This is a genomic window from Desulfovibrio sp. An276 (assembly GCF_002159665.1).
GTDB classification, from domain to species: domain Bacteria; phylum Desulfobacterota; class Desulfovibrionia; order Desulfovibrionales; family Desulfovibrionaceae; genus Desulfovibrio; species Desulfovibrio faecigallinarum.
In genome coordinates, this window is the sequence record NZ_NFJC01000078.1 from 1 (window position 1) to 1026 (window position 1026).

General features: G+C 52.2%; 1 rRNA gene. It reads right to left on the minus strand.

Annotated features, from left to right (window positions below):
- Window positions 1-1006: ribosomal RNA gene (locus B5F76_RS14270) — 16S ribosomal RNA — on the minus strand; the annotation flags it as partial.
- Window positions 1007-1026: the final 20 nt, after the last annotated feature.

Sequence of the window (1026 nt, forward strand, 5' to 3'; positions counted from 1 at the left end):
TTCTGCAGATGTCAAACCCAGGTAAGGTTCTTCGCGTTGCATCGAATTAAACCACATACTCCACCGCTTGTGCGGGCCCCCGTCAATTTCTTTGAGTTTCAATCTTGCGATCGTACTCCCCAGGCGGGATACTTAATGCGTTAGCTGCGTCACCGAAGACTACTCCCCGACAACTAGTATCCATCGTTTACGGCGTGGACTACCAGGGTATCTAATCCTGTTTGCTACCCACGCTTTCGCACCTCAGCGTCAATATCGGTCCAGATAGCCGCCTTCGCCACTGATGTTCTTCCATATATCTACGCATTTCACTGCTCCACATGGAGTTCCGCTATCCTCTCCCGAATTCAAGTTGAGCAGTATCAAAGGCAGTTCCACGGTTAAGCCGTGGGATTACACCTCTGACTTACACAACGACCTACGTGCGCTTTACGCCCAGTAATTCCGATTAACGCTTGCACCCTCCGTATTACCGCGGCTGCTGGCACGGAGTTAGCCGGTGCTTCCTTTGGAGGTACCATCACTGCAATGCTGATTAGCACACTGCACGTTTTTCCCTCCCGACAGAGGTTTACGATCCGAAGACCTTCATCCCTCACGCGGCGTTGCTGCGTCAGGCTTTCGCCCATTGCGCAATATTCCCCACTGCTGCCTCCCGTAGGAGTTTGGACCGTGTTTCAGTTCCAATGTGGCCGATCATCCTCTCAAATCGGCTACCCATCGTCGCCTTGGTGGGCCGTTACCCCGCCAACTAGCTAATGGGACGCGGACTCATCTCTGCACGAAAGCATATTCAGAGGCCCTCTTTCCTCAAACAGTTCTGCTTGAGCGTATTCGGTATTAGCAGCCGTTTCCAGCTGTTATTCCCAATGCAGAGGCAGATTATCCACGCGTTACTCACCCGTGCGCCACTCTACTCATGGCCGAAGCCACTTTCTCGTTCGACTTGCATGTGTTAAGCACGCCGCCAGCGTTCAATCTGAGCCAGAATCAAACTCTCCAGTTCAAATCTGTATCAAATCCCTG